Source organism: Microbacterium sp. MMO-20, assembly GCF_037147735.1.
Lineage (GTDB): Bacteria > Actinomycetota > Actinomycetes > Actinomycetales > Microbacteriaceae > Microbacterium.
Genome location: NZ_JBBCUU010000001.1, coordinates 265,069 through 289,306 on the forward strand (window position 1 = coordinate 265,069; position 24,238 = coordinate 289,306).

A 24,238-nucleotide genomic window follows, 5' to 3' on the forward strand; every position below is an offset into this window, starting at 1 on the left:
ATCAAGCGGGTGCAGACGCTCAGGCGAGCGCGGCGCGCAGTCCGTCGACGACGGGCGTGGTCGGGCGGCCGATGAGGCGCGCGAGCGTGCCGTCGGTGTCTGCGAGGACACCGCCCCGGATGCCGTCGTCTATGCTCGCGACGAACTCCGCCGTCCCGGCATCCAGTCCCGCCGACTGCAGGCCCGCGACGTACTCCTCGTGCGTCAGCCGTACGTACGCGACGTCGCGCCCGAGCACCTCGGCGGCGGCGGCCGCGAGGTCGTCGTAGGTGATGCTCGCATCTCCCGCGAGCTCGTAGACCTGCCCGATGTGACCGTCTTCGGTCAGCACGGCGGCCGCGGCCTCTGCATAGTCCTGGCGGCTGGCGGGTGCGACGCGGCCGTCGCCGACGGAGGCAGCGATGACGCCTGACTCCGCGGCACGCTGCACGTCGCCGATGTAATTCTCGGTGTACCAGTCGTTGCGCAGGATCACGGTCGGCAGCCCGCTCGCGGCGAGGGCCTCCTCGGTCTGCTTGTGCTCGGCGCCGAGCGGCCAGTCGAAGCTCGTCGCCTTCGAGACGCTCGTGTACACGAACTGGGAGACCCCCGCCGCAACCGCGGCGTCGATGACGTTCTTGTGCCCTGCGAAGCGCTTGCCGGGCTCGGATCCGGAGATCAGGAGTACGCGATCCACGCCGTCGAGTGCCGCGGTGATCGTCGCGGGGTCGTCATAGTCGAGGTGCGCCGTGCGGACCCCCCGCGCCGCGAGGTCGGCGACCTTCGCGGGGGTGCGCGCACCCGCGACGATGTCGGACCCGGCGACGCCGCGAGCGAGCAGGGCGTCGACGACGAGGTGGCCGAGGTGCCCACCGGCACCAGTGACGAGAATGGTCATGAGGAGTCCTTTCGGTCGGTTCCGTGATCGGTTCCACGAGGGGCAACGCGCGACCGTGGCATCCATTCCAGATCGCAGGTACCAACTTTTCGGTAAGGTACCCACATGGCGGTGAGTTTTGCGGAGATCCGGGCGGAGCGTGACGGGGTGTTCACGGAGAACTGTCCGACGCGGATCGTCCTCGACCACGTCATGAGCAAGTGGGGTGTGCTCGTGCTCATGGCGTTGACCGACGGCACGGCGCGATGGGGACAGCTGCGCCGCACGGTCGACGGCATCAGCGAGAAGATGCTCGCCTCGACGTTGCGGACGCTCGAAGCGGACGGCCTCGTCGAGCGCACCGCCTACCCCGAAGTGCCCCCGCGCGTCGAGTACGCGCTCACCGCGCGCGGGGACGAGCTCATGGCGCGCATGATGCCCCTGATGGAATGGATCGCGCACAACGCCTCCGAGATCGTCGCGCGCTGACGCACAGCGCCCGAACTACGCTGAGGGGATGCCGCAGACCGCCGCCGTCCTCGCCCATGCCGACGACCTCGCCGGGTTCGTCGCCGATTCGCCGTCGAGCTTCCACGCCGCGTCCGCCGTCGCCGCGCGCCTGATCGCCGCCGGATTCACCCCCCTCGACGAGACCGAGCCGTGGGGCATCGAGCCGGGGGCGCGTCATGTCGTCGTCCGCGACGGCGCCGTACTCGCGTGGATCGTCCCGGTCGGCGCGGCCGCCGACACGCCCTTCCACATCTTCGGTGCGCACAGCGACTCACCCGCGCTCAAGCTCAAGCCGCGGTCGACCACGGGGCGCGCAGGCTGGCTGCAGGGGGGCGTCGAGATCTACGGCGGTCCTTTGCTGAACTCCTGGCTGGACCGCGAGCTGCGTCTCGCCGGTCGGCTCGTCCTCGACGACGGCTCCGCCGTGCTCGCCGCCACGGGCGCGCTCCTGCGTTTGCCGCAGCTCGCGATCCACCTGGATCGTGAGGCGAACGACCACCTCGCGCTGAACAAGCAGACCCAGACGCAGCCCGTCTGGGGCCTCGGCTCGGCGGCGTCCGCCGATCTGCTGGGCGAGGTCGCGGCAGCAGCCGGCGTCGATGCCGCGCGGGTACGCGGGTACGACCTCGTGACGGCCGACGCCGCGCGCGGCGCCGTGTTCGGAAAGGACGACGTCTTCTTCGCGTCGGGGCGACTCGACGACCTCGCGTCGGTGCACGCCGGGGTCGTCGCCCTGGCGGAGGCGGGCACGGATGCCGCACACATCAGCGTCCTCGCGGTGTTCGACCATGAGGAGGTGGGGTCGGCGACGCGCTCGGGTGCGGCAGGGCCGTTCCTCGCGGACGTCATCGAGCGGATCCAGCTCGGACTCGGTGCGGATCGCGAGCAGCAGCTGCGCGCTCTCGCAGCATCGTGGTGCGTCTCGAGCGACGTCGGACACTCGGTGCACCCGAACTACGTCGAGAAGCACGATCCCGTCGTCCAGCCGCTCCTCGGGTCGGGTCCGATCCTCAAGATCAATGCCAACCAGCGCTATGCGACGGATGCCGCAGGCGCCGCGGCATGGCACGGTTGGTGCGACGCCGCCGGCGTCGTGAGTCAGGAGTTCGTGTCGAACAATGCGGTGCCCTGCGGGTCCACGATCGGCCCGATCACGGCGACCCGGATCGGGATCCGGACGGTCGACGTCGGCATCCCGATCCTGTCGATGCACTCCGCACGCGAGCTCGCCGGCACCTCCGACCTGCACGCGCTGTCGCGCGTGGCGGCAGCGTTCTTCGCCGGCTGACGCGGAACGCGCTCAGGCGTCGGCGCGCTTCGGGAGGACCCACCCGGCACGCGGGAAGTGGCACGTGTATCCGTTCGGGATGCGCAGCAGGTAGTCCTGGTGCTCGGGCTCGGCCTCCCAGAACGGACCCGCCGCCTCAATCGTGGTGACGGCCTTGGCGGGCCAGAGGCCCGAGGCATCCACGTCGGCGATCGTCTCGCGCGCGACGCGCTCCTGCTCGGCATCGAGGGGGAAGATCGCCGACCGGTAGCTCGTGCCGATGTCGTTGCCCTGGCGGTTCAGGGTGGACGGGTCGTGAATCTGGAAGAAGAAGGCCAGGACGTCCCGGTACGTCGTCTTCGTCGGGTCGTAGACAATCTCGACGGCCTCGGCGTGCCCCGGGTGGTTGCGGTATGTCGCGTGCTCGTTCTGCCCGCCCGTGTAGCCGACGCGCGTGTCGAGCACGCCGGGCTGGCGGCGGATGAGGTCTTCCATGCCCCAGAAACAGCCACCGGCGAGGACCGCCGTCTCGGTGTCAGGGGTGCGGGTGATGCTGCCGTCATCGGTCATGCCCTCCATTCTGCTCTCTCCAGAGCCCGCGGGGGCGGGCGCGGTAGAATGGATGCCTCCGCTGCGCCCACCGGCGCTGCGAGGTGCATCTACCAGCTCGACGACCGAGAAACGGCGGCACGTGAAAACGAGCCGATTCTCGGAGGAGCGCGTGGAACGCACCATCACATCGACCGCCGATCACCGCACGCTGTCCCAGCACACCGGCTGGGCGTACTGGCCGATCGCGTTCATCGCGCGGCTGCCGTTCGCGATGATGACCGTGGGCGTCCTCATGCTCGTCGTGGCCGAGACGGGCTCGGTCGGTCTCGGCGGCCTCACATCGGCTGCCGTCGGCGTCGGTGTCGTCATCGCCGGTCCGATCTTCGGCGACCTCGTCGACCGGTTCGGACAGCGGCGCGTTCTCGTCCCGGTGGGGCTCGTGAACGGCGCCCTCCTGGCGTTCTTCCCCGTGATCGTCATGAGCAAAGCGCCGGCGGAGATGCTCATGGTCGCTGCCCTCGCGATCGGTCTGAGCGCGCCCCAGGCCGCCGCGATGAGCCGCAGCCGCCTGCTCACGATCATCGCCGCGCGCCTGGCTCCCGCTCGCCGCGTGCAGACGACGAACCGTGTCATGTCGTACGAGTCGGCGGCTGACGAAACGGCTTTCGTCATCGGGCCGTTCCTGGTCGGCGTCCTCGCGGCTCTCATCGCGCCGTGGGCTCCGATCGCGATCGCCGCGGTGCTCAGCTTCGGTTTCGTCACGGCGTTCGCGCTCCACCCCACGGCCCGCGTCCAGGCGGGTGGGGATGCCGCGACGAAGCGCGCGCCCGTGAGCGCCGTCTTCTCGCGGCCGGTCCTCGTGCTCGTCGCGGCGACGTTCGGCATCGGCATGTTCTTCGGGACGACACTCACGTCTCTCACCGCGTTCGCGCAGAGCCGTGGCGACGAGGCGCAGGCGGGCCTGTTGTACGGGCTCATGGGCATCGGGTCGGCCGCGCTCGCGCTCGGCGTCGCGCTGCTGCCCGCGCGCTTCGCGCTGCGCTGGCGCTGGCTCGCCTTCGCCGGGGTGCTGAGCGCGTCGGCGCTCGGCTACGCGACGCTCGCCGATGCGGGTTCGATCGTCGTCTGGCTGCTGCTCATGGGGCTCGGGGTCGGGCCGACACTCGTGACACTCTTCTCCCTTGCGGGCATGCGGGCTCCGGCGGGGCGTGCGGCGACGACGATGACACTGCTCGGCTCGGCGTTGACCCTCGCGCAGGCGCTGGCATCCGCCGTCACGGGCTGGATTGCAGACGAGCTCGGCGTCGGCGTCGCGATGGCGTTGCCCGCGGTCGCCGCGGTGGTCGTGCTCGCGCTCGGCGTCGTCAACGCCGCCGGTGAACGTCGGCACGCGGCCGTGCGGCGCGTCTCGGCAGCGTGAACGCGGCGGCGCGATTCTCCGACGTCCGACCGGACTCACCCTCCGTGAGGGTCAGATGAAGCGCACCCAGTTCGCGCCGCGGCCCGTCTCGGCGCGTTGCAGGAGTTCGAGGTGGTCGCCCGCGACCGCGTAGAGGGAGACTGTCGTCGATTTCTCTCCCGCCGCGACGAGGAAGCGGCCATCGGGGCTCACTGCGAACCCGCGCGGCTGCGTCTCGGTGACGGTGAAGGCCTCGGCATCCGTCGGAGTGCCGTCGGATGCGAGCGCGAGCGAGCCGAGCATCGACTCGGTGCGCTCCGACGCCCACAGGCGCTCGCCGGCGAGGTGCAGATCAGCGCCCCAGATGTAGCGGTGCGCGAGGGGGTCGGCGCCGAAGACGCTGTGGCCGAGACCCGCGGACGCGTCGATCGCGGCGGCGGCGCCGACGTAGGTCAGCCCGCCCTCCGCCGCGTCGCGGCGGTAGTGGAGAACCTCGCCGGAGAACTCGGTCACGACGTAGACGGCGTCGTGCGCGTCGTCGACGACGAGGTGGCGGGGTCCGCTGCCGGAGGGCGCGGCGACGGTCGGGGGATCGAGCGGCACGAGCGACAGGTCGTCCTCGACGACGTACTGTGCGATGAGGTCGGCCCCGAGCGACACGAAGTAGGCGAAGCGGCCGTCGGGGGAGGGCAGTACCGAGTGAAGATTCGGATACGCGATGCGCGACACAGGCGCGCCGATCACCCCGTCCGTGACGCGGCAGCTGATGCCGTAGCCGCCGCCGTAGCTGGCGCCGAGCAGGCCTCCGCCGTCGCGGGTGAGTGCGAGATAGTTCATGCCCCCGTCGGGGAGATCGAGCCGTGAGACCGGGGTGAGGATGCCGGTGGCGCGGTCCAGGGCGAGTGTGACGATCCCGGCAGGATCGCCCTTGACGCCCGCGTACACGAGATCGCGTGCCGCGTCGACGGCGAACGTCGAGCAGCCGGTGAGGCCGTCCGTCACCGCGAGCCGCTCGAGGCCGGCCGATGAACCGTCGGCGTCCTCGCCGAGTGCGAAGCGGAAGGTGGAGATCGAGCCGTCTCCGGCGTTGGCCACGAGGACGAGGGAAGCGATGTCGGTCACCCGTCCAGCGTAGGCGCGGGCGTCGCCGCTGCGGACCCGTAGGCTCGAGGGCGACGGAAGGAGCCCCCATGGCCCGCATCCTGCTCATCGGTGGACACGGCAAGGTCGCGCTGCTGCTCGAGCCGCTTCTCCAGACGGCCGGGCACCACGTCACCGCCGTCATCCGCGAAGCCGCCCAGGCGCCGGATGTCGCCTCTGCCGGCGCGACGCCGCTCGTCATCGACATCGAGCAGCTCGATCTGGATCAGACCACGAATCTCGTCGCCGGCAACGACATCGTCATCTGGTCTGCCGGCGCCGGCGGGGGCGACCCGACGCGCACGTACGCCGTCGACCGGGATGCCGCGATCCGCTCGATCGATGCGGCCGCAGCCGTGGGAGCGTCGCGATACCTGATGGTCTCCTACTTCGGAGCCGGGCCCGATCACGGGGTCGACCCGTCCGATTCCTTCTACGCGTATGCCGAGGCGAAGACCGCCGCCGATGCGCACCTGCGCGCGAGCGGGCTCGACTGGACCATCCTTGCGCCGTCCGCTTTGACTCTCGACGAGCCCACGGGACGGATCGACGCGACCGCCACGGCATCCGACTCGGTGCCGCGTGGCGACGTCGCTGCCGTCATCGCGGCGGCCGTCGCCGAGCCCGCGTCCATCGGGCGCACGATCCGTTTCAACTCCGGCGACACGCCCATCGCCGAGGCGCTGCAGGCGGAGGGGCGCTGACGTGACGAGCACCGATCGCACCACGTGGGTGCTCGTGGACGGCGAGAACATCGACGCGACTCTCGGCGGCTCGATCCTCGGCCGGCGTCCTCAGCCCGATGAACGGCCGCGCTGGGATCGCGTCCTCTCCTTCCTCGCGCGCACGTGGCACCAGCAGTCACGCGGTCTCTTCTTCCTGAACGCGTCGACGAACCTGCCGATGCCGTTCATCCAGGCGCTCCTCGCCCTCGGCTACCAGCCCGTGCCGCTCTCCGGTGACGTCGACGAGAAGGTCGTCGACATCGCGATCCAGCGCACGTTGCGTGCGTTGCGCGGTCGCGAAGGCGATGTCGTCCTCGTGAGTCACGATGGCGACTTCGTCGACGACGTCGGCGCGCTCCTGGACGGCCGTCGCGTCGGGGTGATGGGGTTCGCCGAGTTCCGCAACGCCGCTTTCGCCGACCTCCCGGGCGTCGCATTCTTCGACCTCGAGTACGACGTCGACGCCTTCGACGCGCAGCTGCCGCGGGTGCGGGTCATCCCGATCGACGAGTTCGACCCCGACCGCTTCCTGCGCTGAGCGCCATGCTCCCCGGCTCGACGTCGCTGCAGCGGACCTACCGCTACCTGCGGATCGCGATCGTGGGTGCGGTCGTGGTCGTCTTCACTGCGATCGCGACGACGCTGCCGAGTGTCGGCCTGTTGCCGTCGATCAGCCACTACTACTACACGCCCGCGCACACGCTCTTCGTCGGGGCGCTCATCGCCGTCTCGGTGTCGTTGTTCGCCCTCTCCGGCCGCGGCGCCGAGCGCGCCCTGCTGGACGCCGCGGCGACGATCGCTCCGCTCGTGGCGATCGTGCCGACGACGGTGTCGCCGGGATCGGTCGCCGGAGCGGACGCCGGGTGCCCGGGCGAGGAGCGCTCCTGCGTACCGGCGGGCTTCGGGGCGGCTGTCGACAGCGGCGTGCTCACCTATCTCGTCGTGGGCGCCGCGGTCGTCGTGCTCGCGGTCGGGCTCGCGCTCATCGGCGAGGTGGATCGGAGGGCCGCCGCGGTGTCGATCTCTATCGCCGTGCCCGTCCTCGTCATCGTGGGTCTCGTCTGGGGCTTCTCTCGCGCTGCCTTCCTGCAGTGGGCGCACGTCGCGGCGGCCTCCGTGTTCTTTCTCCTCATCGCCGTCGTCGCGGTGCTCGCGGCGGCCGCCCCGAGCGCACCCGGTGCACCGCCGTGGCTTCGTCGCGCGTATGTCGCGATCGCGGTCGCGATCGTCGTGATCGTCGCCGGGATGCCGCTGTACGGCCCCCTCCACGCGGGACCCGTCTACGGTGTGTTCATCGGCGAAGTGCTCGCGCTCGCGCTGTTCGCGACGTTCTGGATCCTGCAGTCACTGCAGCACTGGCGTTCCGACGACCCCGCGATCCTCGCGGCGCGCGGCGGCTGACCGACGCGGCCCATCCGCAATCCACCAACGAGGAGTACACCATGAGTCGGACGATCGTCATCACCGGGGCGAGCGACGGCATCGGCGCGGCTGCGGCCCGGCAGCTGCATGCGGCGGGGGAGCACGTCGTGGTGGTCGGGCGCCATCCCGACAAGACGCGGGCGGTCGCCGAGAGCATCGGCGCCCCGTGGCACCTCGCCGACTACGCCGACCTCGATCAGGTGCGGGAGCTCGCGGCCGTGCTCACGGAAAGCTACCCCCGCATCGACGTGCTCGCGAACAATGCGGGTGGGATCTTCGGAGAGCGCACGCTCACCCGCGACGGGTTCGAGCTGACGTTTCAGGTGAACCACCTCGCGGGGTTCCTGCTGACGAACCTGCTCCTCGATCGGCTGGTCGAGAGCCACGCCGCTGTCATTCAGACATCGAGCCTTGCCGCGCAGCGGTTCTCGCGATTCGACATCGACGACCTGGAGGGCGAGCGGCGCTACAGCCCGAGCACGGCCTACGGGAACGCGAAGCTCGAGAACATCCTCTTCACGAAGGAGCTCGCGCGCCGTTTCGGTGAGCGCGGTCTCTCGGCCGTCGCGTTCCACCCGGGAGCGATCGCGAGCGGCTTCGCCGGCAGCTCGCGGGGACTCTGGCATTGGATGTACACGAACCCTCTGGCGAGCCGCCTCCTGACCTCCACCGAGGTCGGTGGGGCGCGGCTGGGCTGGCTCGCGCTCGGCACTCCCGGCGTCGACTGGAGATCGGGCGGGTACTACGCGAAGAACCGCCCGTCCCGCACGACGCGTCTCGCCGACGACCCGATTCTCGCGCGGCGGCTGTGGGAGCAGAGCGCCGCGATGGTGGGGTTGCCTCTCCCATGACCGCGGTCACGCGACGGGGTCACGAGTCCGCAGCGCCGGGATCGGCGTCCGCCGGGACCTTGAGGTACCACTCGACGAATTTCGAGGCTCGCCCGTCCGCTGCGAGATGGACTTCCCACAGGTTCACGTACGAGGCGTGGCCCGGATAGTCGACGGTGCCGCGGATGATGCCGATGCCCTCGCCCTCCACGAGCACGGCGAGATCCCACACCGCCTGCGTCGGTTCGGGGCTCATCCACGCCTCGACGATCGCGTCGATCCCGTGGACCGGCTCGCGATCGTACGGGTGGAACCAGTACTCGGCATCGTCGGTGAAGATCGCACGGACGTCGGCGGCGTCCTTCGTCCGCCATGCCCGCAGGTAGCCGTCCAGCCAGTCGCTCGTCATCGTCATGGTCCCGGTCTAGCAGCAGGCGCCGACACCGCGAGTGGTCAGGAGCCGAGAGCGCTGACGATCGCGTCGGCGAGGATGCCGGTCACATGCGGCGCGACGTGAAGGTTGAGTGCCGGTTCGACGAGCTCGACCTCCAACAGGCACAAGCCGTATCGGGCCGAATCGACAGTGTCGACGCGGGCGTACAGCGGCGCCTCGCCGCCCGTCGCGCGCCGCACGGCGCGGAGCACGTCAGCGGCGAATGCGCGCTCGGCGGGAGTCGCCTCGACGGGCACCGGATTCTCACGGTAGACGCCGCCGCGGAAGCCCCCGCCGGGAGCGAGGATCGCGCCCTTGGAGATCGCGTGCGTGAGGTCGCCGCCGATGACGTAGAGCGCCTTCTCGCGGCCTTCCGAGAGCTCCTCGATCTCGGGCTGGATCATCGCGACGTCACCGCGCGCGACGATCCGCGTCGCGAGGGCGAACGCCGCGGCATCCGATGCATCGAACAGTCCGGTGTCGCGGGCGCCGGCGGAGACCGCCGGCTTCACGACCACCCGCTCGTGCGCATCGATGGCGGCGCCCGCGGCGTCCGCCGCCGTCGCGTAGGTCGTGGGAACGACACGGATGCCGGCGCTCTCGAGGTCGCGCAAGTACGTCTTGTCGAGGTTCCAGCGCACCGTCGCAGGGGAGTTGACGACGCGTGTCGCGCGCTCGGCTCGGTCGAGCCAGGCCGCGAACTCCGCGGGACGCTCGGGATAGTCCCACGGCGACCGGATCACCAGCAGATCGAAGGACGCCGGGTCGACCGCCGCATCGTGCCACACGACCGCCGTGGGATCGGCGCCGCGGGCGGCGAGGGCCGGAAGCAGCAGCGGGGTGTCGTAGTCGGGGTCTTCCGCCGCATAGACGTCGGTCACGACGATGCCGATGCGCGGTGCGCGGGGGGAGGTCACGGGCATCCAGCGTAGTCAGGCGGCTTGACACGCTCGCGTCACGGTGGTGAAGGTGGAGTGGCGGGAAAGACAGGAGAGCGGATGTCGCACACGTGACGGGGGCCGCGCGCGCGGAGCTCGCGGCGGTCGCGGGTTCGAGATCGGGCTGGCTGTCGCGCCTGCGCGACCTGCCGGCGGCCGCCCATTCGCGCGCCGCCGCCGTGCTCATCCTGTTCGGCGCGCTCGATGCGCTGCCGGCCGGACGCGAGGCGCAGGATGCCGCCGTCTCGCGGGATCTCGACGTCCTTCTGCTCGCGCGCGCGACGACGCTCCGCGCGCACCCGGGGCAGGTGGCGTTCCCCGGCGGTCGGATCGATCCGGGCGACGATGGACCCGTCGCTGCGGCGCTGCGGGAAGCGCGCGAGGAGACGGGTCTCGACCCCGCCGGCGTCGAGGTGCTCGGCACTCTCCCGGAGGTGCCGCTCGAGTACTCCGGCCACCTGGTGACACCGGTGCTGGGGTGGTGGCGGCACCCGTCGCCCGTCCGCGTCGTCGACGTCGCCGAGTCCGCGGCGGTCTTCCGAGCGCCCGTCGCGGACCTGCTCGACCCGCGGCGCCGCGGCATCACGATGATCCGGAGGGACGGTCAGGAGTGGCGCGGGCCGGCCTTCGAGCTGGACGACCACCTCGTGTGGGGCTTCACGGCGATCCTGCTCGACGTGCTCTTCGACCGCCTCGGCTGGACGGAGCCGTGGGATCCCGACCGGGTGATCGCCCTCCCCGGCTGACTCGGCGGCACCCGCCGCGGGCGGCGTGCGCGGGGGCTGATAGGATCGACGACGGAAGTGTGTCCGAGCGGCCTAAGGAGCATGGCTGGAATCCATGTAGGCGGGGTAACTCGCCTCGCAGGTTCAAATCCTGTCACTTCCGCCACAGGAACCCCCGTCAGAGATGGCGGGGGTTCTCTCGTTTCCGCGTGACGGGAATGCCGTCTCGGCACCGGCGGTTGTCATCACTCGTCACATCCGCCCGCGTCGTCCGAACGTCGTCGTAACGTCGACAACGGTCCGCTCTCTGCGGGCCACTGCACCAACCGGCGTCCGCCGCTCCAGGAGATACACCCCCCATGAGTTCCACCCGCACCACCGCGCCCACGCCGAACCAGGCCGGGCGCAACCCCAAGCCCAAGAAGCCGTTCTACCGCTCGTTCGGATTCCAGATCACGATCGCGCTCATCGCCGGCATCCTGCTCGGCATCCTCGCGCTGAATCTCGGCCCCGACGGCGAAGGCAACCCCAACGGCCTCGCCGCGACGCTGTCCACGATCGGCAACGCGTACGTCACCCTGCTGAAGGTCGCCGTCGTCCCGCTCATCTTCCTCGCGATCGTTGCGAGCATCACGCAGCTGCGGAACGTCACGAACGCCGCGCGTCTCGCGGGCCAGACCCTGCTCTGGTTCGGAATCACCGCCCTCATCGCGGTGACGATCGGGATCGTCCTCGGCATCACGATCCAGCCCGGTAACCGGGTCGCCCACGACCAGCTGACGACAGCCGCGCCGTACGCGGTCGGCACGTGGTGGAACTTCCTCAAGGGGATCATTCCGCAGAACTTCCTCGGTCTCACCGTCTCGAGCTCGGCGGATGCCACGACCGGGGCGGTCACCTCGACGGTCGGCTTCAACGTGCTCCAGGTCATCGTCATCTCGATCGCGGTCGGCGTCGCGGCTCTCAAGCTCGGCAAACGCGCCGAGCCGTTCGTCGCCTTCACGCAGTCGACGCTGAAGATCGTCCAGCGGGTGCTGTGGTGGATCATCCGCATCGCGCCGATCGGCACACTCGGCCTCATCGCATCGGCGGTCGTCCAGTACGGCACCGACAAGCTGCTGACCCTCGTCTGGTTCGTCGTCGCCGTCTACGCCGGCCTCGTGCTCGTGCTGTTCGTGGTCTACCCGATCCTCGTCAAGAGCCACGGGCTGTCGATCAAGCAGTACTTCTCGGGCGTCTGGCCGGCCGTGCAGCTCGGCTTCGTGTCGCGCTCGTCGATCGGCACGCTGCCGCTCACGCAGCGCGTCACCGAGCGGAACCTCGGCGTGCCCCGCGAGTACGCGTCGTTCGCGGTGCCGCTGGGAGCGACGACCAAGATGGACGGCTGCGCCGCCATCTACCCGGCCATCGCCGCGATCTTCGTGGCGCAGTTCTTCGGCGTCGAGCTCAACATCGTCTCGTACCTGCTGATCGCGCTCGTCTCGGTCGTGGGCTCGGCCGCGACGGCCGGCACGACCGGTGCGACCGTCATGCTGACCCTGACCCTCTCGACGCTCGGTCTGCCACTCGAGGGCGTGGGCCTCCTCCTCGCGATCGACCCGATCCTCGACATGGGGCGCACCGCGGTCAACGTCGCGGGCCAGGCGCTCGTCCCCACGATCGTCGCGAAGCGCGAGGGCATCCTCGACGTGGCGCTCTACGACGCACCGCGCGACGGCGAGCCCTTCTCGGACGACTCCGGAGATGACGACGCGGTCGGCGATGCACCGACGGATGCCGTCGACGACGGCATCCGCACGGAGACGGCCGCGCGCGTCTGAGCAGAGCCCGACCCCACGCCCTGGTCTGAGCCTCGCTCAGACCAGGGCGTCTCTGTCGGCGAACGCCGACCCCGGACGGACGACGAGCGATCGCGGCAAGGCGGTGGCCCGTGCCCGGTCGAGGGAGCTGTGGGCCGCGCGCAGGCCGTCGCGGATCGCGTCGGCCTGCGCGATCGCGTCGCGCGCGCCCGCGCCGCCGACTCGGCCCGCACAGTCCGCGGTGTCGCCTTGCGGGGCATAGTTCTCCCGCTCGACGGCGGCGACGAGCCGCGCCACCGCGGTCTCCGGCGCGCCCTCCGCAACGAGACGGGAGCCGAACGCACGGGGCGACTGCGCGGCGGGCACGGGGATGCCGAGGTCGATCGCGCTGTCCTGCACGAGCGTCCACGCGGCGGCGACGCCGCCGCGGCGCCGCAGCAGGGCGCGGCGGGCGCCGCCCGCCGCGGCGGGCGCCGCCGCGATCAGGAGCGCTGCGAGCACGATCAGAAGCGCGGGGCGCGGGTCCCATCCGGAGGTCGTCGCACCGGACGAGCCCCCCGCGGATTCGTCACGCACCTCGTCGGGACGGGCACCGGCAGACGCGCTCGAGGTGGGTGTCGGGGTCGGGCCGGACTCCTCGGCATCCGTCCCGCCCGTCGTGGCGGCGGCGCTCACGTACCGCGTGGCGATGCCGAGGCTCTTGGTCGGCTCGAACGGCACCCAGCCGATCCCGTCGAAGTACACCTCCGGCCAGGCGTGGAGCTGCCCCGTGGTCACGGCGGCGACGCGCTGCCCGTCGACGGTGTCGCCCGTGTACCCGCCGGGGAGGAAGCCGACGACGATCCGCGACGGCATGCCGAGCTCGCGGGCCATGAGCGCGAATGCGCCCGCATAGTGGATGCAGTAGCCCGTCTTCTTGTCGAGGAACGCGGCGACGGCGGTCACGCCGGTGTCGTCGAATCCCTCGGCGACGGGGGCCGTGAGCGAGTAGGTGAACTCCGGGCCGCGGAACCACGTCTGCAGCGCCGCGAGACGGTCGTAGTCGGTCGTTGCGCCGGCCGTCACCTGCCGGGCGAGGTCGCCGATCACGGCGGGTGTCCCCTCCGGCACCGCGTACACGTCGACGCGGTTCTCGGCGATGCGCGCCTGGCTCGCGCGGATCTGCTCGAGCGTCGGGCGGGGCACGTCGGCGACGACGTCGTAGCTCTGCCCCTGGGCGCTGTTCTGTGCACTGAGGATCGTGCGACTGTACGGCACGGATCGCCACGCGCCCTCGAGGCCGTCGATCTCGACGGCCGGGTAGGGGATCGGCAGGTAGGCCGACGACAGCTGCGTCACCTCGACGTGCGTGCGGTATTCGGTCGTCTCGATGCCGGCGGCGACGTCGACGGGTTCGAGGGGCGCGTCGGCGAGCGCGACGGAGCGGAGCCGATCCGGCATCCACACCGCCCCGTCGAAGATCGACAGCGTCGTCACGCGCAGATTCGGCAGTTGCGGGGCGTTGCTGCGGAGCGTCAGCACGGGCGTGTCGCCGGGCCGGCGCAGGTCGCTCCCGAGATCGAGTGAGGGGTCGATCCGTGCGGCGGCGCCCGAACCCGCCGTGCCGATCGCCGGCGGCGGCAGCGCGGGACCGATGACGAGCGCCCCGACGATCGCGACCGCGCCGATCGATACGGCGACGGCGGCGACGCCGCGCGCCCGGGTCGCCATGATCGGTGCCTCGCGCGTGCGGTTCTCGGCGCGGATCAGTGCGAGCACGGCGATCGCGAGGAGGACGAACGCGGCGACATCGACCGGCGCGGGCACGACGATCGACGGGATCAGCCACACGATGACGAGAGCGATCGCCGCGAGCAGGGGCATCCGCGCCGTCATGACGATGTGGTCGAGCGCGATCGTGAGGAGGCCGATCGAGGCGACGATCACGAACGACATCGCCGGTGTCGCGGCGATGGGCGCGACCCCGGAGGCGATCTCGTCGGAGGCCGTGCGGACCACCTCCGGCATCGCCGCGATGACCGCGCCGGTGGGGATGAAGCCCCACAGCGCGACGCTCGAGAAGAAACCGCCGGTGACGCTGAGCGCCCACACCACGACCTCCGCCGCGGACACCCCGATCGCCGGCACACGACGGCGACGCAGCCCGAACCCCACCGCGAGCAGCACCGCCGCGAGGACTGCTCCACCCGGCATCCATGGGCCGGTGTGGATGACGCGAGCGAGCGGCGGCAGGGTCGCGAGCAGCGCGAGCCACAGGGTGAGGGTGAGGCGCAGTTCACCCCGCGGGCGCCGCTGCCGCTCGCTGTCGCGCGACGCGGCGAGGTCACCGGGCGACACGACGCGCACCTCGCTCCACGACCTCGGTCCACGCGTCGACGAGGTCGTCTTCGGTAGCGATCGCCGCGACCCGCCATCCCGATGCGGCTGCGTCCGCGAGGGCGTCCGGCGCCGGCATCGTGGTGAGCAGCACCGGCATCGCGCTGCGATGGGCGAGTGGTGCGAGCGCCGTGGCATCCGACGACGACAGCCTCCCGCCGATGACGATGAGCGGGCCGATCGTCCCGGTGGCGCCGTCGGTGATCGGCGAGCCGAGGAGCGCCGCGAGGTCTTCCGTCGAGCCGTCGCGTCGGGCCGTGACCTGCGCGAGATCGATCGCGAGCTGTTCGATCCCCGCCACGTCACCGCCGTCGACGGGATCGGACAGCGGTGTGCCGTCGAAATCGATCACGCTCACGAGGTACCCCTCGTGAACGAGGCGTGCCGCGATCGAGGCGCACGCGCAGACGGCGAGCTCGAACGCCGGGTCGGCGCCGGGGGCGCGGGTCGCTTCGACCTGCCAGCGCGCAGAGGCGCGATCGAGCGCGATGACCGCGGCGGGCGTGGTCTCCTGCTCCTCCTGACGCACCATGAGCTCGTCGCGGTGCGCACTCGCTCGCCAGTGGATCCGGCGCATCGAGTCGCCGGGCATGTAGTGCCGTGGGACGAGATTGTCGGAGCCCTGGCCCAGCTGGTCGGTGGCCGCGTGCCTCGTGCCGCCGACGTCGCCGGGCAGGTCGCTCAGGGGGCCGAGTGCGACGACGGCGGGCGTGATCGTGAGCGGCAGGGCGCGTCCGATCGCGTGCCGTCGCCGTGCGAACCCGAACGGATCCGTCGAGGCGACCGAGATCGGTCCGATGCTCCGGATGCCGCGACGGTGCAGCGTCACCGGGTATTGCAGGTCGACCGCGCGCGAGCCCGCTCGCATGCCCGACCCGGTCTGCGGGAAGACACCGTCGGCGTCTCCCGTGATGCCGTCGGGGAGCCGGTCGTGCCAGCGCCCCTGTGCCGTCGGGAGCGGGGACCGGATCTCGACCCGGAGATGGACGTCGAGGTCGCTGCCGACCGCACCGACATCGGGCTCGAAGAACCGCTCCACGCGTTCGGTGCGACGGACGAGGTAGAGCGTCGCGACGCTCCCCACGAGAGCGACCGTGAGGAGGGCGCTCACGTAGAGGAGCTCGGTCACCTGGAACGCGTGCGCACCGATGAACGCGGCGAACGCCAGCAGGGCGGCGCCGGTTCCCCGGGCGGTGAGCGGCCAGCGTGACATCCGCGTGCCTCAGCGGGCCGCCAGCGGCACGCGCACCGAACCGACGATGCCGCGCAGCGTCGCCGCGACGGTGTCCGCGCCCGAGCGCCCGCGCGCGGTTGCGGATCCGCGCACCGCGATGAGGCGGTGGGCGAAGACGGGTTCGACGAGGCTCGCAACATCGTCCGGGATGACGAACTCGCGGCCGTCGAGGGCGGCCCACACCTTCGCCGCGCGAATGAGCTGGAGCGTCGCGCGGGGGCTCGCGCCGAGCCGCAGATCCGGGTGCTCGCGGGTCGCGCGGGCGAGCGCGACGGTGTACTCCTCGACGGCGGGAGAGACATGCACGCTCCGCGCCCAGGCGATGAGACCGCGCACGCCGGCGGCGTCGATGACCGGAGCGACCGCGTCGAGCGGGTTCACCGCGTCGCGCTGGCGGAGCATGAGCGCTTCGTTCGTGGCATCCGGGTAGCCCATCGAGATCCGCATCATGAAGCGGTCGCGCTGCGCCTCCGGCAGGGCGTAGGTGCCTTCCATCTCGAGCGGGTTCTGCGTCGCGACGACGAGGAACGGCTCGTCCAGAGCATGCGAGTGGCCGTCGACGGTGACCTGGCGCTCCTCCATCGCCTCGAGCAGCGCCGATTGCGTCTTGGGGGAGGAGCGGTTGATCTCGTCGGCGATGACGATCTGCGCGAAGATCGCGCCCGGTTTGAACTCGAACTCGCGCTCGACGGGGTTGAAGACACTGACGCCGGTGACGTCGCCGGGCAGCAGATCGGGCGTGAACTGGATGCGCCGCACGGTCGCGTCGACGGATGCCGCGAGCGCGCGTGCGAGCATCGTCTTACCGACGCCCGGGACGTCTTCGATGAGCAGGTGCCCTTCCGCTATCAGGCACACGAGGGCGGCGCGAACGGCGCCGGGCTTGCCGTCGATGACGCGCGACACCGAGGCGAGGACGGCATCGGTCTGGCGCGCGAACGCGTCCGCGGTGGTCGGGGCGGGGGTCATGAGTGGCCAGCCTCCCGGTGTCGGGGCGATGCGTCGCCAGCGACGCGCGTGAATCGATGCTAACCCGGTGTGGCTCTCGGCGGGCCGGACGTCGGGTAAACTCCAAGAAGCTCTCCGCGAGGCGGCATCCAGGCCAACTCCCCCAGGACGGAAACGTAGCAAGGGTAACCAGGCTCTGCCGGGTTCGCGGAGAGTCTTTCTTTTCTCCGAGGCTGTCCTCCGGGCTTTTCTCCGGGGCGACTCCCTGGCCACCCTTCGATCGGCCGCCGTAGGCTGACAGCGTGGCCCAGAGCATCTACATCACGTCGACCGAGGGTCTCTCGGGCAAGTCCACCGTCGTCCTCGGCGTCCTGGACGCCCTCAGCCGCACGACCCCGCGTGTCGGGGTCTTCCGCGCGATCGCGCGATCCGCCGTCGAGCGCGACTACGTGCTCGAAATGCTGCTGGACCACATCGGCGTCGAGCTCGAGTACGAGGAGTCGGTCGGCGTCACCTACGACGAAGTGCGCCACGACCCGGATGCCGCGCTCTCGAAGATCGTCGAGCGGTTCAAGGCCGTGGAGGCCAAGTGCGACGCTGTCGTCATCGTCGGGTCCGACTTCACCGACGTCGGCTCGACGAGTGAGCTCGGCTACAACGCGCGGATCGCCGCGAACCTCGGAGCGCCCGTGCTCGCCGTGCTCAACGGCCGCGCGAGCGAAGGGGATCGCCTCGGCCTCAGCGTCGCCCGCACCCCCGAAGAGCTCGTCCGCCTCATCGTGCCCGCTCTCGGAGACCTCGCTCAGCACCGTGCGGAGCTGTTCGCGGTGATCACGAACCGGGCCGACCCCGACCGCCTCGACGAGATCAACGCGGCGATCCGCGAGGTCGTGGCCGATGCGCCCGCCGCGGACGGCTCGCGCGAGGCACCCGTGGGCGTGTGGGCGATCCCCGAGGATGTCTATCTGGTTGCGCCCGCGGTGCGCGACCTCATGCCGAAGCTCGACGGACGCCTCCTGCGCGGCGATGACGACCTGCTCACCCGCGAGGTGCTCGACGTCGTCGTGGCGGGCATGTCGCTCAACAACATCCTGCCGCGTCTCACCGAGGGCGCCATCGTCATCGTCCCGGCCGACCGTACCGAAGTTCTCCTCGGGCTCCTCCTCGCGAACTCCTCCGGCACGTTCCCCTCGATCTCGGGCATCATCCTCAATGGTCCCTTCCCTCTGCCGCCCGTCATCCAGGACCTCATGATCGGCCTCGACTCGCCGCTGCCGATCGTGCAGACCGACCTCGACACCTATGACACCGCGGTGCGCGTCATGAGCAGCCGGGGGCGCCTCGCTGCGGGCTCCCAGCGCCGCTTCGACACGGCGCTCGCGCTCTTCGAGCAGCATGTCGACACCGAGGAACTCACTCGGGCCCTCGGCCTGGCTCACTCCGCGGTCGTGACGCCGCTCATGTTCGAGTATCAATTGCTGGAGACCGCGCGCACCGCGCGCAAGCGCATCGTGCTCCCCGAGGGCGGCGACGATCGCGTGCTGAAGGCCGCGGCGACGGTCCTCGCGCGCGGCATCGCCGACCTCACGATCCTGGGGGAGGATGCCGAGGTCCGCGGCCGCGCCGTCGAACTCGGCCTCGACCTGTCGGGGGCGCGGGTGCTGAGCCCGTTCGACCCGGAGACGGTGGATCTCTTCGCGACCGAGTACGCGCGCCTGCGCGCGCACAAGGGCGTCACCTACGAGAAGGCCGCCGACATCGTCACGGATGTCTCGTACTTCGGCACGATGATGGTGCACCTGGGGCTCGCCGACGGGATGGTCTCGGGCGCGGCGCACACGACGGCGCACACCATCCGTCCCGCCTTCGAAATCATCAAGACCCGCCCAGGGGTGTCCGTCGTATCGAGCGTGTTCCTCATGGCGCTCGCCGACCGCGTTCTCGTCTACGGCGACTGCGCCGTGATCCCCGACCCGACCGCCGAGCAGCTCGCCGACATCGCGATCTCGTCCGCGGCGACGGCGCGCGAGTTCGGCATCTTCCCGCGCGTCGCGATGCTCTCGTACTCGACGGGGGAGTCGGGCTTCGGCGCCGACGTCGAGAAGGTACGCTCGGCGACCGCGCTCGTACGCGAGCGGACGCCGGATCTTCTCGTCGAGGGCCCGATCCAGTACGACGCCGCCGCCGACGCCGCGGTCGCACAGGCGAAGATGCCGGGTTCGCAGGTCGCCGGCCGCGCGACCGTCTTCGTCTTCCCCGACCTCAACACCGGCAACAACACCTATAAGGCGGTCCAGCGCTCGGCGGGCGCGATCGCGATGGGACCGGTCCTGCAGGGGCTCAACAAGCCGATCAACGACCTCTCGCGCGGTGCGCTGGTCGATGACATCGTCAACACGATCGCGATCACCGCGATCCAGGCGCAGGCGCAGCCTGCGGGAACGGATGCCACGGCATGAGCGTCGTCCTCGTCATCAACAGCGGCTCGTCGTCCTTCAAGTACCAGCTCATCGATGTCGAGTCGCAGGAGGCGCTGGCATCCGGCCTCGTCGAACGCATCGGCGAGCCGCTCGGCAAGGCGAAGCATGAGGTGGGAGACGTCACGTCCACGATCGAGCTGCCGATCCCCGACCACACGGCAGGGTTCGCCGTCATGCTCGAGGCGTTCGCCGCGTATGGACCGTCGCTCGAGACTCACGCCCCCATCGCGGTCGGTCACCGCGTCGTGCAGGGCGGGGCGCGCTTCTTCGAGCCGACCCTCATCACACCGCTCGTCGAGATCAACATCGACGAGCTCTCCTTCCTCGCGCCTCTCCACAACCCCGGCGCACTGCAGGGCATCAAGGCCGCGCGCACGGCATTCGACGGCGTCCCGCACGTCGCCGTCTTCGATACCGCGTTCCACCAGACCATGCCCCCTGCGGCATACACCTACGCGATCGACAAGAACGTCGCCGAGCGGCACCGCATTCGTCGCTACGGCTTCCACGGCACGAGTCACAAGTACGTGAGCGAGGAGGCGGCCCGCTTCCTCGGGCGCCCGCTCGGCGATCTGCGCCAGATCGTGCTGCACCTCGGAAACGGCGCGTCGGCCACGGCGATCGACGGCGGTCGCTCGGTCGATACCTCGATGGGACTCACACCCCTGCAGGGACTCGTGATGGGCACGCGCTCGGGCGACATCGATCCGTCGCTCCCGCTCGTCCTCGCGCAGCGCGAGGGCTGGACGCCTGCGCAGATCGACACCTTCCTCAACAAGCGCTCCGGCATGCTGGGCCTCACCGGAGCGGGTGACATGCGCGACATCGAAGAGCGCTGTGCGGCGGGCGATGCCGTGGCGCAGGTGGCGTTCGACGTGTACATCCATCGGCTGCGCGCTTACATCGGGGCGTACCTCGCCCAGCTCGGTGGTGTCGATGTCATCTCGTTCACGGCGGGAGTGGGGGAGAACTCGGCCACCGTCCGCGCCGCGGCGCTCGAGACGCTCGGCTTCGCCGGTGTACGCCTGGACGACGAGCGCAACGCCGTGCGGTCGAAGCAGACGCGCGTCATCTCTCCTGACGACGCGCCGGTCACGGTCCTCGTCGTTCCGACCAACGAAGAACTCGAGATCGCACGGCAGACTCTCGAGGTCGCGCAGGCCGTCTGAGCTTTCCGACGGCGTCCCGATACACGCTGGACACACCCCGCCACTACGCTGGCACAGTGACGAACGAGCTCCCCGATCTCGCGACCTTCGACGGCGTCCTCTTCGACCTCGACGGCGTCCTCACGCCGACCGCCGAGGTGCACATGCACGCGTGGCAGACGATGTTCACCGAGCTGTTCGCGGCGTGGGGGATCGAGCCGGAATACACCGAAGACGATTACTTCCGCTGGCTCGACGGCAAGCAGCGTTACGACGGTGTCGCGAGCCTCCTGCGCTCGCGCGACGTCGAGATCCCCTGGGGTGAGCCGTCCGACCCCCCGACGGCCGATACGGTGTGCGGCATCGGCAACCGCAAGAACGAGGTGTTCGCCCGGATCCTGCGCAGCGAGGGGATCGCGCCCTACCCCGGGTCGCTCGCCCTGATCGAACGACTGCGCGCTGCCGGCACGCCGATCGGCGTCGTCTCGAGCTCCAAGAACGCCGAAGAGGTGCTGCGCGCCGCCGGCATCCGCGACTTCTTCCCGGTCGTCATGGACGGCGTCGTCGCCGAGCGCGAGCAGCTGCGGTCCAAGCCCGCGCCCGACATGTTCGCTGCGGGTGCGCGCATGCTGGGTGTCGACCCCGCCCGCAGCGCCGCCGTCGAGGACGCGCACTCGGGCGTCGCCTCCGCGGCGGCCGCCGGCTTCACGCTCGTCGTCGGCGTCGACCGGGGGGCGGGTGCACAGGCGCTGCTCGATCTCGGTGCGACGCTCGTCGTCGACGACCTCGCGGCATTCGTCCGATGATGCGCAGCACCTCCGCGGAAGACACGAAGGCAGGGATGGACAAGATGGACCGCGACCGCTTCCCCGTCGACGAGTGGCGACTCGTCGAGAAGAGGTTCTCGCTCGATGACGTCGGCGTCACGGAGACGATGTTCGCCCTCGGCAACGGCTATCTGGGTCTGCGGGGCAACCACCCCGAGGGGCGTCACGCGCACGAGCACGGCACCTTCATCAACGGCTTCCACGAGATCTTCCCGATCCGCCATGCCGAGCAGGCGTACGGGTTCGCCGAGGTCGGTCAGACGATCATCAACGCGCCGGATGCCAAGGTCATGCGCGTCTACGTCGACGACGAGCCGCTCTCGTTCGACGTCGCGGACGTCCGCGAGTACGAGCGCGTGCTCGACATGCGCACCGGCATCCTGACCCGTCGCGTGCGGTGGATGACGCCGAGCGGCAAGGACGTCGTGATCGAGTTCGACCGGATGGTCTCGTTCGAGGAGAAGCACCTGGCGATCATGCGGGTGACGGTCACGGTGTTGAACGCAGATGCCCCCGTCACGATCAGCTGCCAGCTCATCAACCGGCAGGACGGCGAAGACGTCTACGGCGGCACGGCGCCCGGCGGCGCGAAGGCGGGCTTCGATCCGCGCAAGGCGGAGAAGATCTCCGAGCGCGTCCTGCAGCCGCAGGAGTACTGGCAGGACGGCGGGCGCTCGGCGCTGTCGTACCGCGTGAGCGCGTCGGGCATGACGCTCGCGCTCGTCGCCGATCATCTGATCGAGACCGACAACGAGTATTCCGCGCGCACGTCGATCGAGCCCGATATCGCGAAGAACGTCTTCCGCGTGCAGGCGAAGGCGGGCGTCCCCGTCACGGTCACGAAGCTCGTGAGCTACCACACGTCGCGCGGTGTCCCCGCGCGCGAGCTCGTCGACCGCGGCCGGCGCACCCTCGACCGGGTCGAGGCGGAGGGCGTGCAGGCGCAGTACGACCGTCAGGCGGCGTGGATGGCCGCATTCTGGGAACGCTCCGATGTCGTCATCGGCGGGCACCCCGACCTGCAGCAGGCAACACGGTGGTGCTTGTTCCAACTGGCTCAGGCGGCCGCCCGTGCGGACGGCCAGGGCGTACCGGCGAAGGGCGTCTCCGGCTCGGGGTACAGCGGGCATTACTTCTGGGACACGGAGATCTACGTGCTCCCGTTCCTCATCTATTCGACGCCGCTGTGGGCGCGCAACGCCCTCCGCATGCGCTACCTCATGCTGCCCGCCGCCCGGAAGCGCGCCGGGCAGCTCAACGAGGCCGGTGCGCTCTTCCCGTGGCGCACGATCAACGGTGAAGAGGCATCCGCCTACTACGCCGCCGGAACGGCGCAGTACCACATCAACGCCGACGTCAGCTTCGCGCTCGGCAAGTACGTGCGGGCGACGGGGGACGACGAGTTCCTCTATCGCGAGGGCGTCGACATCGCGGTCGAGACGGCGCGCCTGTGGTCGACGCTCGGCTTCTGGCGCTTCAACGAGGACGGGGCGCCGGAGGTCTTCCACATCCACGGTGTCACCGGGCCCGACGAGTACACGACCGTCGTGAACGACAACCTCTTCACGAACGTCATGGCCCGGTACAACCTGCGCTTCGCGGCGCGGGTCGTCACCGAGATGGCCGAGCGCGCGCCCGAGGAGTACGCCCTGATGGCGGAGCGCCTCGGCCTCGGGGCCGAAGAGGCGGAGGGGTGGGATGCCGCGGCCGAGGCCATGCACATCCCGTACAGCGAGGGCCTCGGCATCCACCCCCAGGACGCCGTCTTCCTCGAGCGGGAGGTGTGGGATCTCGAGTCCACGCCGCCTGAGCAGCGCCCGCTGCTGCTGCACTTCCACCCGCTCGTCATCTACCGCTACCAGGTGCTCAAGCAGGCCGACGTCGTGCTCGCGCTCTACCTGCAGGGGAACCACTTCACCGACGAGGAGAAGCTCGCCGACTTCGAGTACTACGACCCCCTGACGACGGGGGACTCGACCCTGTCGGCGGTCGTCCAGGCGATCCTCGCGGCGGAGGTCGGGTATCAGGACCTCGCGCTGGAGTACTTCTCGCAGTCGATCTTCGTCGACCTCGGCGATCTGCACCACAACGCCGCCGACGGTGTCCACGTCGCGTCGGCGGGCGGGGTGTGGACGGCGCTCGTCGCGGGCTTCGGCGGCATGCGCGACCATTGGGGAGAGCTCTCGTTCGATCCCCGGCTTCCTGCTGACTGGCCGTCGCTGTCGTTCCCGCTGCAGTGGCACGGCACACCGCTGCACGTCGAGATCACGAAGGACGCGCTCACCGTCACGGCGGGCGAGGGCGACGCGGTGACCTTCCTCGTGCGCGGGGTCGGCCACGAGGTGGCCGGCGGCGGATCCGTCACGGTGCCGCTCGACGGTCAGGGACCCGTCCTGTCCGGCCGGCCGACCCTCAGCGACCTCGGTGAGACGCTGCGCGAGGACGGCACGCTGCTGTCGGCGTCGGTGCCGATCACGACCGCGACAACGACGGTCCCCGTCATCACGGGGGCTGTTCCGACGGTCGACACGGCGCACCGTGAGGAGCACGGGAACCTCGGCATCGACTCCTGATGCTCCGGTTCTGCGCGGGCGGTCATCCCACCCGCGCGCACGGACATGACCGCGGC

At 70.5% G+C, this 24,238-nt stretch carries 21 protein-coding genes, 1 tRNA gene and 1 other RNA gene; 15 read left to right on the forward strand and 8 right to left on the reverse strand.

The genetic code is table 11. The features are described from left to right. Positions 1-19: 19 nt before the first annotated feature. On the reverse strand, positions 20-877 hold the full coding sequence (locus WFI52_RS01390; protein ID WP_336625366.1) for an SDR family oxidoreductase: 858 nt from the start codon (positions 875-877) through the stop codon (positions 20-22). Between the two features lie 105 nt (positions 878-982). On the opposite strand from WFI52_RS01390, the gene WFI52_RS01395 reads away from it, so the two are divergent. Both WFI52_RS01395 and WFI52_RS01400 read left to right on the forward strand, forming a co-directional pair. Continuing rightward, positions 983-1,345 (forward strand): winged helix-turn-helix transcriptional regulator, encoded by a 363-nt coding sequence (locus tag WFI52_RS01395; RefSeq protein WP_336625365.1) that lies wholly within the window; start codon positions 983-985, stop codon positions 1,343-1,345. 28 nt (positions 1,346-1,373) lie between these two features. Beyond that, entirely contained in the window at positions 1,374-2,654 is a 1,281-nt protein-coding gene (locus WFI52_RS01400; protein WP_336625364.1) for a M18 family aminopeptidase, read from the forward strand. A 12-nt stretch (positions 2,655-2,666) separates the two neighbouring features. Here the strand turns inward: WFI52_RS01400 and msrA are convergent, their stop codons facing one another. Then, on the reverse strand, positions 2,667-3,203 hold the full coding sequence (msrA, locus tag WFI52_RS01405; protein WP_336625363.1) for a peptide-methionine (S)-S-oxide reductase MsrA: 537 nt from the start codon (positions 3,201-3,203) through the stop codon (positions 2,667-2,669). A 151-nt stretch (positions 3,204-3,354) separates the two neighbouring features. On the opposite strand from msrA, the gene WFI52_RS01410 reads away from it, so the two are divergent. Next, positions 3,355-4,605, forward strand: coding sequence for an MFS transporter (locus WFI52_RS01410; RefSeq protein ID WP_336625362.1), 1,251 nt, complete (start codon positions 3,355-3,357; stop codon positions 4,603-4,605). A 51-nt stretch (positions 4,606-4,656) separates the two neighbouring features. Here the strand turns inward: WFI52_RS01410 and WFI52_RS01415 are convergent, their stop codons facing one another. Further along, a complete protein-coding gene (locus tag WFI52_RS01415; RefSeq protein ID WP_336625361.1) occupies positions 4,657-5,706 on the reverse strand; it encodes a lactonase family protein in 1,050 nt (349 codons plus the stop codon). Positions 5,707-5,774: 68 nt separating this feature from the next. On the opposite strand from WFI52_RS01415, the gene WFI52_RS01420 reads away from it, so the two are divergent. Genes WFI52_RS01420 through WFI52_RS01435 form a run of 4 tightly spaced genes read left to right on the forward strand, consistent with a single transcriptional unit; the run spans position 5,775 to position 8,722 of the window. Beyond that, complete coding sequence (locus WFI52_RS01420; protein WP_336625360.1) at positions 5,775-6,428, forward strand: SDR family oxidoreductase; 654 nt, start codon at positions 5,775-5,777, stop codon at positions 6,426-6,428. Between the two features lies 1 nt (position 6,429). Beyond that, complete coding sequence (locus WFI52_RS01425) at positions 6,430-6,987, forward strand: NYN domain-containing protein (protein ID WP_336625359.1); 558 nt, start codon at positions 6,430-6,432, stop codon at positions 6,985-6,987. Between the two features lie 5 nt (positions 6,988-6,992). Beyond that, on the forward strand, positions 6,993-7,850 hold the full coding sequence (locus WFI52_RS01430; RefSeq protein ID WP_336625358.1) for a hypothetical protein: 858 nt from the start codon (positions 6,993-6,995) through the stop codon (positions 7,848-7,850). Between the two features lie 41 nt (positions 7,851-7,891). Then, positions 7,892-8,722: an SDR family NAD(P)-dependent oxidoreductase gene (locus tag WFI52_RS01435; RefSeq protein ID WP_336625357.1), complete on the forward strand. Its 831-nt coding sequence runs from the start codon at positions 7,892-7,894 to the stop codon at positions 8,720-8,722. A gap of 19 nt (positions 8,723-8,741) precedes the next feature. Here WFI52_RS01435 and WFI52_RS01440 read toward each other — a convergent pair whose 3' ends face one another. After that, entirely contained in the window at positions 8,742-9,116 is a 375-nt protein-coding gene (locus WFI52_RS01440; protein ID WP_336625356.1) for a nuclear transport factor 2 family protein, read from the reverse strand. 38 nt (positions 9,117-9,154) lie between these two features. Next, entirely contained in the window at positions 9,155-10,057 is a 903-nt protein-coding gene (locus tag WFI52_RS01445; RefSeq protein WP_336625355.1) for an ATP-grasp domain-containing protein, read from the reverse strand. Between the two features lie 86 nt (positions 10,058-10,143). Between WFI52_RS01445 and WFI52_RS01450 the strand changes: the two genes are divergently transcribed. The 3 genes from WFI52_RS01450 to WFI52_RS01460 all read left to right on the forward strand — a co-directional run bounded on the left by WFI52_RS01450 (position 10,144) and on the right by WFI52_RS01460 (position 12,617). Continuing rightward, complete coding sequence (locus tag WFI52_RS01450; protein ID WP_442927658.1) at positions 10,144-10,818, forward strand: NUDIX hydrolase; 675 nt, start codon at positions 10,144-10,146, stop codon at positions 10,816-10,818. Positions 10,819-10,871: 53 nt separating this feature from the next. Beyond that, positions 10,872-10,963: transfer RNA gene (locus WFI52_RS01455), tRNA-Ser, on the forward strand. 193 nt (positions 10,964-11,156) lie between these two features. After that, entirely contained in the window at positions 11,157-12,617 is a 1,461-nt protein-coding gene (locus tag WFI52_RS01460; RefSeq protein ID WP_336625354.1) for a dicarboxylate/amino acid:cation symporter, read from the forward strand. Between the two features lie 36 nt (positions 12,618-12,653). On the opposite strand, the gene WFI52_RS01465 is transcribed toward WFI52_RS01460, so the two are convergent. From WFI52_RS01465 to WFI52_RS01475, 3 genes are read right to left on the reverse strand one after another with little or no spacing between them, the layout of a single operon-like run. Then, the gene (locus tag WFI52_RS01465; protein WP_336625353.1) at positions 12,654-14,933 is read right to left on the reverse strand and encodes a transglutaminase family protein; all 2,280 of its coding nucleotides are present in this window, start codon (positions 14,931-14,933) and stop codon (positions 12,654-12,656) included. Beyond that, positions 14,920-16,185, reverse strand: coding sequence for a DUF58 domain-containing protein (locus WFI52_RS01470; RefSeq protein ID WP_336625352.1), 1,266 nt, complete (start codon positions 16,183-16,185; stop codon positions 14,920-14,922). The genes WFI52_RS01465 and WFI52_RS01470 overlap by 14 nt, the downstream gene beginning before the upstream one ends. A gap of 9 nt (positions 16,186-16,194) precedes the next feature. Beyond that, entirely contained in the window at positions 16,195-17,175 is a 981-nt protein-coding gene (locus tag WFI52_RS01475; protein WP_336625351.1) for an AAA family ATPase, read from the reverse strand. A 105-nt stretch (positions 17,176-17,280) separates the two neighbouring features. Here WFI52_RS01475 and ffs point away from each other — a divergent pair. From ffs to WFI52_RS01500, 5 genes are all read left to right on the forward strand, one after another. After that, positions 17,281-17,377, forward strand: an RNA gene (gene ffs / locus WFI52_RS01480) — signal recognition particle sRNA small type. Positions 17,378-17,456: 79 nt separating this feature from the next. Then, positions 17,457-19,613, forward strand: a complete 2,157-nt coding sequence (gene pta / locus WFI52_RS01485) for a phosphate acetyltransferase (RefSeq protein ID WP_336625350.1) — start codon at positions 17,457-17,459, stop codon at positions 19,611-19,613. Beyond that, positions 19,610-20,803: an acetate/propionate family kinase gene (locus tag WFI52_RS01490; protein WP_336625349.1), complete on the forward strand. Its 1,194-nt coding sequence runs from the start codon at positions 19,610-19,612 to the stop codon at positions 20,801-20,803. The genes pta and WFI52_RS01490 overlap by 4 nt, the downstream gene beginning before the upstream one ends. 56 nt (positions 20,804-20,859) lie before the next feature. Further along, on the forward strand, positions 20,860-21,588 hold the full coding sequence (locus WFI52_RS01495; RefSeq protein WP_336625348.1) for an HAD family hydrolase: 729 nt from the start codon (positions 20,860-20,862) through the stop codon (positions 21,586-21,588). A 44-nt stretch (positions 21,589-21,632) separates the two neighbouring features. Further along, entirely contained in the window at positions 21,633-24,182 is a 2,550-nt protein-coding gene (locus WFI52_RS01500; protein WP_336625645.1) for a glycoside hydrolase family 65 protein, read from the forward strand. The last annotated feature ends 56 nt before the right edge of the window (positions 24,183-24,238 follow it).

Bases quoted from the DNA above. Each gene is read 5' to 3' on its own strand.
- WFI52_RS01390 (WP_336625366.1), bottom strand. From the start codon at position 877: ATGACCATTCTCGTCACTGGTGCCGGTGGGCACCTCGGCCACCTCGTC.
- WFI52_RS01395 (WP_336625365.1), top strand. From the start codon at position 983: ATGGCGGTGAGTTTTGCGGAGATCCGGGCGGAGCGTGACGGGGTGTTC.
- WFI52_RS01400 (WP_336625364.1), top strand. From the start codon at position 1,374: ATGCCGCAGACCGCCGCCGTCCTCGCCCATGCCGACGACCTCGCCGGG.
- msrA (WP_336625363.1), bottom strand. From the start codon at position 3,203: ATGACCGATGACGGCAGCATCACCCGCACCCCTGACACCGAGACGGCG.
- WFI52_RS01420 (WP_336625360.1), top strand. From the start codon at position 5,775: ATGGCCCGCATCCTGCTCATCGGTGGACACGGCAAGGTCGCGCTGCTG.
- WFI52_RS01430 (WP_336625358.1), top strand. From the start codon at position 6,993: ATGCTCCCCGGCTCGACGTCGCTGCAGCGGACCTACCGCTACCTGCGG.
- WFI52_RS01435 (WP_336625357.1), top strand. From the start codon at position 7,892: ATGAGTCGGACGATCGTCATCACCGGGGCGAGCGACGGCATCGGCGCG.
- WFI52_RS01440 (WP_336625356.1), bottom strand. From the start codon at position 9,116: ATGACGATGACGAGCGACTGGCTGGACGGCTACCTGCGGGCATGGCGG.
- WFI52_RS01445 (WP_336625355.1), bottom strand. From the start codon at position 10,057: ATGCCCGTGACCTCCCCCCGCGCACCGCGCATCGGCATCGTCGTGACC.
- WFI52_RS01460 (WP_336625354.1), top strand. From the start codon at position 11,157: ATGAGTTCCACCCGCACCACCGCGCCCACGCCGAACCAGGCCGGGCGC.
- WFI52_RS01470 (WP_336625352.1), bottom strand. From the start codon at position 16,185: ATGTCACGCTGGCCGCTCACCGCCCGGGGAACCGGCGCCGCCCTGCTG.
- WFI52_RS01475 (WP_336625351.1), bottom strand. From the start codon at position 17,175: ATGACCCCCGCCCCGACCACCGCGGACGCGTTCGCGCGCCAGACCGAT.
- WFI52_RS01490 (WP_336625349.1), top strand. From the start codon at position 19,610: ATGAGCGTCGTCCTCGTCATCAACAGCGGCTCGTCGTCCTTCAAGTAC.
- WFI52_RS01500 (WP_336625645.1), top strand. From the start codon at position 21,633: ATGGACCGCGACCGCTTCCCCGTCGACGAGTGGCGACTCGTCGAGAAG.